Annotated in this window: 7 protein-coding genes; all 7 read left to right on the top strand. The window is 47.9% G+C overall.

Annotated features, from left to right (window positions below; translation table 11 throughout):
- A partial coding sequence (locus KAH19_RS10895; RefSeq protein WP_371816682.1) for a beta strand repeat-containing protein occupies window positions 1-3363 on the top strand: 3363 nt, incomplete at its 5' end.
- A gap of 266 nt (window positions 3364-3629) precedes the next feature.
- Window positions 3630-3890 carry an IreB family regulatory phosphoprotein gene (locus KAH19_RS10890; protein WP_009146301.1) on the top strand — a complete coding sequence of 87 codons (261 nt, stop codon included), beginning with the start codon at window positions 3630-3632 and terminating at the stop codon, window positions 3888-3890.
- Window positions 3891-3907: 17 nt separating this feature from the next.
- Window positions 3908-4330 (top strand): Holliday junction resolvase RuvX, encoded by a 423-nt coding sequence (gene ruvX / locus KAH19_RS10885; protein ID WP_009146302.1) that lies wholly within the window; start codon window positions 3908-3910, stop codon window positions 4328-4330.
- A gap of 83 nt (window positions 4331-4413) precedes the next feature.
- Window positions 4414-4761, top strand: a complete 348-nt coding sequence (locus KAH19_RS10880) for a DUF1292 domain-containing protein (RefSeq protein WP_009146303.1) — start codon at window positions 4414-4416, stop codon at window positions 4759-4761.
- Between the two features lie 65 nt (window positions 4762-4826).
- Complete coding sequence (mltG, locus tag KAH19_RS10875) at window positions 4827-5870, top strand: endolytic transglycosylase MltG (RefSeq protein WP_210684607.1); 1044 nt, start codon at window positions 4827-4829, stop codon at window positions 5868-5870.
- A gap of 68 nt (window positions 5871-5938) precedes the next feature.
- The gene (locus KAH19_RS10870) at window positions 5939-7186 is read left to right on the top strand and encodes a U32 family peptidase (protein WP_210684606.1); all 1248 of its coding nucleotides are present in this window, start codon (window positions 5939-5941) and stop codon (window positions 7184-7186) included.
- Complete coding sequence (locus tag KAH19_RS10865; protein WP_009146306.1) at window positions 7183-7446, top strand: DUF4911 domain-containing protein; 264 nt, start codon at window positions 7183-7185, stop codon at window positions 7444-7446. The genes KAH19_RS10870 and KAH19_RS10865 overlap by 4 nt, the downstream gene beginning before the upstream one ends.
- Window positions 7447-7624: the final 178 nt, after the last annotated feature.

Here is a 7624-nt window from a genome sequence, read left to right as displayed (position 1 = left end):
AAGAACTATAATTTGGTAGTAACTGCCAATGGCAAGTCTACGGTTGAAAAGGCAACGCTGAATGTTGGCCTGAGTGACGTATACCGCACTTACGGTAATGCAGCGATTACCAGCGGTAGCTACAGTGCAAGTAATATCACTGGTCTGGTAAACGGCGACAGCTATAATGCCGGCGATGTTAAGGTAACAGTTACTGGCGATGGCGCAATTGCTGGCGTAAGCGGCAGCAAGGTAACGAACGATGCAGGTAACTATGAGTGGACAGGTAGCGCAAGCACTGCAAATGCAGGCTTGGGTAAGAACTATAATTTGGTAGTAACTGCAAATGGCAAGTCTAAAGTAGAAAAGGCAACGCTGAATGTTGGCCTGAGTGACGTAGTACGTACCTATGGTAATGCAACGATTACTAGCGGCGGTTACAGCGCAGGCAATATCACTGGTCTGGTAAATGGTGATAGCTATAATGCCGGCGATGTTAAGGTAACAGTTACTGGCGATGGTGCAATTGCTGGCGTAAGCGGCAGCAAGGTAACGAACGATGCAGGTAACTATGAGTGGACAGGTAGCGCAAGCACTGCAAATGCAGGCTTGGGTAAGAACTATAATTTGGTAGTAACTGCCAATGGCAAGTCCGACGTAACGAAGGCTAACCTCGTAGTAAATCTGAACGACATCACCCGCGTTTATGGTAACCTTGATGCGAAGAACTACAGCAACGCATATACCTTTGGTAACAATGCAGGCTTAGTCAACGGTGATAACGGTCTGGTAATCAACGCTGACAAAGACGGTGCAATTGCCGGCGGTACTCTGACCAACGTAGAGAAGACCAATAATGTAGGCAGCTATGAGTGGAATGGTACTGCCAGCGGTGTAGATAACCTGAACACTAACTACGCTGTAACAGTTAACGCAGGCAAATCCGACGTAACGAAGGCCAACCTCGTAGTAAATCTGAACGACATCACCCGCGTTTATGGTAATCTTGATGCTAAGGACTACAGCAACGCATTCACCTTTGGTAACAATGCAGGCTTAGTCAATGGCGATAACGGTCTGGTAATCAATGCTAACAAAGATGGCGCAATTGCCGGTGGTACTCTGACCAACGTAGAGAAGACCAACAACGTAGGCAGCTACGAATGGAATGGTACTGCTAGCGGTGTAGAGAACCTGAATACAAACTATGATGTAACAGTTAACGCAGGCAAGTCCGAAGTAACGAAGGCTAACCTCGTAGTAAATCTGAACGACATTACCCGCATTTATGGTAACCTTGATGCTAAGTATTACAGCAACGCATATACCTTTGGTGCAAATGCAGGCTTAGTCAATGGCGATAACGGTCTGGTAATCAATGCTAACAAAGACGGCGCAATTGCCGGCGGTACTCTCACCAATGTTAAGAAGACTAACAACGTAGGCAGCTACGAGTGGAATGGTACTGCCAGCGGTGTAGATAACCTGAACACAAACTACAATGTGCAGATTAACGCAGGCAAGTCCGACGTAACGAAGGCTAACCTCGTAGTAAATCTGAACGACATCACCCGCGTTTATGGTAATCTTGATGCTAAGGATTACAGCAACGCATTTACCTTTGGTAACAATGCAGGCTTAGTCAATGGTGATAACGGTCTGGTAATCAATGCTAACAAAGATGGCGCAATTGCCGGCGGTACTCTCACCAACGTAGAGAAGACCAACAACGTAGGCAGCTACGAATGGAATGGTACTGCCAGCGGTGTAGATAACCTGAATACAAACTACAATGTGCAGATTAACGCAGGCAAGTCTGACGTAACAAAGGCTAACCTCGTAGTAAATCTGAACGACATCACCCGCGTTTACGGTAATCTTGATGCTAAGGACTACAGAAACGCATTTACCTTTGGTGAAAATGCAGGCTTAGTCAATGGCGATAACGGTCTGGTAATCAATGCTGACAAAGATGGTGCAATTACGGAAGGCAGCGTAAGCGACGTTAAGAAGACCAACAATGTAGGCAGCTATAAGTGGAATGGTACTGCCAGCGGTGTAGATAACCTGAACACTAACTACGATGTGCAGATTAACGCAGGCAAGTCCGAAGTAACGAAGGCCAACCTCGTAGTAAATCTGAACGACATCACCCGCGTTTATGGTAATCTTGATGCTAAGGACTACAGCAACGCATTTACCTTTGGTGAAAATGCAGGCTTAGTCAATGGCGATAACGGTCTGGTAATCAATGCTAACAAAGACGGCGCAATTGCCGGCGGTACTCTGACCAACGTTAAGAAAACCAACAACGTAGGCAGCTACGAATGGAATGGTACTGCCAGCGGTGTAGATAACCTGAACACTAACTACGATGTAACAGTTAACGCAGGCAAGTCCGAAGTAACGAAGGCCAACCTCGTAGTAAATCTGAACGACATCACCCGCGTTTACGGTAACCTTGATGCGAAGGACTACAGCAAAGCATTTACATTTGGTGCAAATGCAGGCTTAGTCAATGGCGATAAAGGTCTGGTAATCAATGCTAACAAAGACGGTGCAATTGCCGGTGGTACTCTGACCAATGTAGAGAAGACTAACAACGTAGGTAACTACGAGTGGAATGGTACTGCCAGCGGCGTAGATAACCTGAACACTAACTACGATGTAACAGTTAACGCAGGCAAGTCCGACGTAACGAAGGCTAACCTCGTAGTAAATCTGAACGACATCACCCGCGTTTACGGTAATCTTGATGCTAAGGACTACAGCAACGCATTCACCTTTAGTAACAATGCAGGCTTAGTCAATGGCGATAACGGTCTGGTAATCAATGCTAACAAAGATGGCGCGATTACGGAAGGCAGCGTAAGCGACGTTAAGAAGACCAATAATGTAGGCAGCTACGAATGGAATGGTACTGCCAGCGGCGTAGATAACCTGAACACAAACTACAATGTGCAGATTAACGCAGGCAAGTCCGAAGTAACAAAGGCTAAGCTGACCTTTGTAGTAGATGACAAAACCATTACCCAAGGCGTACCGGCAAAATACACCGGCAAAGCCAACGGCCTGACCAATGGCGACACCTTGGCTGGTATCGGCGTAGGCGGTTATGAACTGGATAGCTCGGTAAATCCGTTAATCGTTGGCGTTTACGAAGACAAAATCGGCGTCCTGATTAATGGCAGCTTGCATCTGACAGGTGGCGACGGCCTGCTCAAAAACTACAAAGTGGAAATTGACCCGGGTACCCTGACCGTTTTGGCAAGCTTTAATCCGGCAGACGATTACTGGTTCGGCACTGCTCCTTGGGATAAGGAACGTAACCTGCGTGAGCGCAAGGCTGAATTCCATTATGTAGCTGGCGGTATGAGCCTCTAAGCAAAATTAAATATTGACGGTTAAAGCACTTTTATGGATTGTACAATCCTGATAGAAGTGCAGCTAAAGTAAAGCCCCGGCATTTGCCGCATCGTAAACGATGCGTCTGTGCCGGGGCTTTTGTCAGGATGCTTTGCTGCAGCATTACCTGAAGTAAAGTAAAGCTTAATGTAAGCACTCTTTTTTGCAAGTTAACCAGAAAAACACAGCTTTTTCGCTCAAAATGTGCTACAATATATTTACGAAAAACGAAAGGAGTGTTTCGTATGTCTGAAGTATCTCAAGAAACTATGATGTTCAAACGTGAGCCGGAAAAGCTGAACGTTGCCGAAACTATAAAAGAAGTATACGCTGCCCTGGAAAAGAAGGGCTATAACCCTGTGGACCAATTAGCAGGCTACCTGCTGAGCGGTGACCCCACTTATATCACCAGCTTTGAGGACGCACGTACCAAGCTGCGCCGTCACGAGCGCTATGAGCTGATTGAAGAGCTGGTAAAAAATTATCTGCAGCAGATTAACAAGTAAAAGGAGAACGTAACTTAATGCGTAAAATGTCCCTTGATGTAGGAACAAGAACTATCGGTATCGCTGTGAGCGATTTGCTGGGCATGATTGCCAACGGCGTGGAAACTATTCATCGTACTACTGAGGAACGCGACTATGCCCGCATTGCCGAGCTGATAGCCGAGCATGAGGTAGATACATTGGTTGTAGGCTATCCCAAAAACATGAACGGCACTATCGGCGAACGCGCGCAGGCCTGTGAAGCAATGGCCGAAAAGCTACGCACCATGTTCCCGAAGGTGCAGGTTGTGCTGTGGGATGAACGCCTGAGCACCGTAGCTGCCGAAAAGGTGCTGGTTGATGCGGACTTGCGCCGTAAAAAGCGTAAGAAGGTTATTGATATGATGGCGGCAGTTGTTATTCTGCAAAATTATCTGGACAGCAAGAGCTTTAAAATTTGACAGATAGCGTTACCTATTATACAATATGTTTAGATTAAAATTGAGCTTTTTATTTATTGAGCTATAACGAAAGAGGTGCCTTTATGGAAAAAGACATTAGAGATGAAGAATTAGCAGCTATGCAAGCTGAAGGCGAAGAAGAAGTTATCTGCGTTGTTCTGACTGACGAGCAAGGCAACGAGCATGAGTTCTATCAGGATATGGTTATCACTGTTGATGACAAACAATTTGCAGTACTGGTTCCGATGGAAGACTGCTGCTGCGAGGATGACGACTGCGATTGCCACGAGCATGATGAAGAAGAAGATACCTGCGTTATCGCACGCATGGACTTTGACGAAAACGGCGAAGCTGTTTACACCGCTCCGACTGACGAAGAATACGAAGCAGTTGCTGCTAAGTATGACGAAATGTTTGAGGACGAGGAGTAATTCACAGTCAATAATTTTACCGGACTTCGGTCCGGTATTTTTATGCGATGTGATGATGTTTTCTGATGGATATAGAAAAGCTGAAAAAGCTGGTGCGCGACAATCCGGTGCAGGCTGCGGCAGGTGCTTTGGCGGTGCTGCTGGTTGCCGGCGTGGTAGCATTTACGATTTATCTTAACGGACAGGGCAACAATAAGGGTTTTGCCGTAGAGGGCTCGCGCCTGATTGTTGTCAAGGACGGCATGACTACGGCGGATATCGCCGAGCTGCTGCATGAAAAGAAGCTGGTAAAAAATCCCGCTGCCTTTAAAATGGAGGCGCGCTGGAAGGGTCTGGCTACCAAGCTGCAGGCAGGTGCCTACCAAATTGACGGCGGCATGAGCAATCAGCAGATTGTTGATGTTATGGTCAAGGGACGCATCAAGCAGGTGCGCTTTACCGTACCGGAAGGCTACAGCGTGGCGAAAACCGCGAAGAAGCTGGAGTCCGAAGGGCTTGGCAGTGCAGACAAGTTTATGGCAGCGGCGAAGGATTATGCACCCTATCCCTATATGCAGACTGATGACAGCAATGTGCTGTTTAAGGCCGAGGGCTTTATCTACCCGGCAACCTATGATTTCCCGGTGGGAATCAGCGAGCAGGAGATGCTCCAAATGATGGTTGCGCAGTTTGATAAGGAAATGCAGAGCAGCGGTATTGCCAAGACTGTGGCCGAACGCAATCTGCCTTTGCGTGATGTTGTCAATATGGCTTCAATGGTGGAGCTGGAGGCAGTCTTTGCCGAGGAGCAGCCGAAAATCGCCGGCGTTTTCCTCAAGCGTGTGGCAATCGGCATGCCTATTCAGTCTGACACGACGATTCAGTATCTTTTGGGAACGCAGAAGGAAGTAGTTACCTTTGCGGATACCAAGATACAGAGCCCGTATAACACCTACCAGAATCCCGGCTTGCCTCCGGGACCGATTGGCAGTCCGGGACTGACCGCAATTAAGGCGGTGCTGCAGCCGGAGCAGACAGATTATCTGTACTTTGTTGCGGAAAAGGACGGACACCATCGTTTTACCAAAACCTACGCCGAGCATTTGAAGGCGATTGAGGAAATAGGCTAACAACAGTTTATTACATATTTCTGCTGTTGCCGTTATGGCGGCGCGGAGAAGTGTTTTAAGGAGAATTAATGAGCAGAAACTTAGTTAAACCCGAATTACTGGCACCTGCCGGTAATATGGAAAAAGGAAAAATGGCACTGCTGTATGGTGCTGATGCTATTTATCTGGGCGGCAAGCTGTTTGGTCTGCGTGCCTTTGCCAACAATTTCTCTTTAGAGGAAATTGCTGAGATGGCAGAGTATGCTCACAGCCTCGGCAAAAAGGTTTATGTAACGGTAAATATTTTTGCGCACAACGAGGATATCGACAGACTGCCGGATTATCTGCGCGGTCTGCAGCAGGCCAAGGTTGACGCACTGCTGATCAGTGATTTGGGCGTATGGAGCACTGCCCGTCAGGTTGTGCCTGATATGCCGCTGCACGTGAGCACGCAGGCTAATACCACCAACTACGCCGCTGTACAGGCGTGGGAGCAGCTTGGTGCTGAACGCGTGGTGCTGGCACGTGAGCTGTCCTTGGTAGAAATCAGCGAAATCAGTGAAAAAACCTCGGTAGAGCTGGAAACCTTCGTGCATGGCGCGATGTGCATTTCCTACAGCGGACGCTGCCTGCTGAGTGCCTATTTGACAGGGCGCGACGGCAACCGCGGTGCCTGCACTCAGGCTTGCCGTTGGGAATATAATATGTATAAGCTGGGCGAGCAAAAGCGCCCGGGCGAATACTTCGACCTCGAGGAGGACGAGCACGGTACCTACGTGATGAACTCCAAGGACCTGTGCCTGATTGAATATCTGCCGGAGCTGATGCGCGCCGGTGTGTGCAGCCTGAAGATTGAAGGCCGCATGAAGAGCGTGCATTATGTAGCTACGGTAGTCAGCGTTTACCGCAAGGCTATCGACCAATGCTGGGCAGATATGGAGCATTACAGCGTGCCGGAGGCGTGGATTACCGAGCTGAACAAGGTTTCCCACCGTCAGTACACCACAGGCTTTGCTGTGGCTAAGCCTGACAGAGATGCGCAGGTCTACACCAGCTCGAAGTATGAGCAGACACATGATTTTGTCGGTATCGTTACAGGCTATGATGCCGAGAAAAAGCGCGCTTATTTTGAGCAGCGCAACAATGTAAAGGCAGGCGAGCCGCTGGAGCTTTTGATGCCCGACGGCAGCACAATGCCCTTTGTTTTGACAGAAATGCTGGATGAAGCAGGTACGCCGATTGACTGCGCACCGCATGCCCAGCAGAAATTTTCCGCAGCCAGCGACAAGCCGCTGCTGCAATTCAGCTTATTACGCAGAAAGGTTGTAAAAGAATGAGTGACAATGACCCCGGACCCCACAGTATGATCTACGCGCAGGTTGAGCCTGAGCGTATTGCAGATGTTAACTGGATTATGGAAGGCTATGAGCATCTGGCCATGGTGAGCACCGTAGACGGCACCAGCGGACTGATTAAGTTTTATGCTACGCCGGATACGTATTTTGATACGCTGGATATTATTGAAAATATGCCGTTTAAGGTAGATGTAATCGATAATATGGAAAACGGAGTGTATCACAGACTTTGGCAGATTTAAACTGCAGGGAAAGGATTGCCGCAGGCAGCTTTCGTTTTTTCTACAATCGCATATAGTATAAGGCTGAGAGCGTTGCTCTCAGCCTTTTTTGCATGCTTAGCAGTTAAATGCAGCTTCTTTTACTCCTGTTAAAATTTTTACCTAAATTTTACAGGCATTTTTTCTGATTTGCGTATAT

Origin of the sequence: Phascolarctobacterium sp. Marseille-Q4147 (assembly GCF_017968825.1) — a bacterium.
Classification (GTDB): domain Bacteria; phylum Bacillota; class Negativicutes; order Acidaminococcales; family Acidaminococcaceae; genus Phascolarctobacterium_A.
This window is presented reverse-complemented; position numbering and strand designations above follow the sequence as displayed.

Bases quoted from the DNA above. Each gene is read 5' to 3' on its own strand.
- KAH19_RS10890 (WP_009146301.1), top strand. From the start codon at position 3,630: ATGTCTGAAGTATCTCAAGAAACTATGATGTTCAAACGTGAGCCGGAA.
- ruvX (WP_009146302.1), top strand. From the start codon at position 3,908: ATGCGTAAAATGTCCCTTGATGTAGGAACAAGAACTATCGGTATCGCT.
- KAH19_RS10880 (WP_009146303.1), top strand. From the start codon at position 4,414: ATGGAAAAAGACATTAGAGATGAAGAATTAGCAGCTATGCAAGCTGAA.
- mltG (WP_210684607.1), top strand. From the start codon at position 4,827: ATGGATATAGAAAAGCTGAAAAAGCTGGTGCGCGACAATCCGGTGCAG.
- KAH19_RS10870 (WP_210684606.1), top strand. From the start codon at position 5,939: ATGAGCAGAAACTTAGTTAAACCCGAATTACTGGCACCTGCCGGTAAT.
- KAH19_RS10865 (WP_009146306.1), top strand. From the start codon at position 7,183: ATGAGTGACAATGACCCCGGACCCCACAGTATGATCTACGCGCAGGTT.